This is a genomic window from Monashia sp. HAY1-2A (assembly GCF_056755315.1).
Window position 1 is genome coordinate 1 of sequence record NZ_JBNDHY010000477.1, and the last position, 263, is coordinate 263.

1 protein-coding gene is annotated in these 263 nt (G+C 45.2%); it reads right to left on the bottom strand.

The genetic code is table 11. The features are described from left to right. The coding region (locus ACPYOM_RS22775; protein ID WP_481347707.1) for a hypothetical protein at positions 1-263 on the bottom strand (263 nt) is incomplete at both ends.

Below are 263 nucleotides of genomic sequence, written 5' to 3' on the forward strand. Positions count from 1 at the left end.
CTTTCACATCTTCACCATGATTTCCCTGTCCGTTGGTAAGGCCAAAGAAACGCTCTTTTATCATTTTATCTTTTTTGTTCCAGAATCCTACCGAGAATACCAGCTTCTGAACATCATCACATATTCCGCAGATGCCTTCTTCTCCCCAACGATAAGTTTTTGCTTCTGCCCCGTCATGGGTGGTATAATTCCATGCATCACCATCCGCACTGTAATCTTCACGTACTAATCCCCATTCCCGGCTACTGACGTAAGGTCCCCGT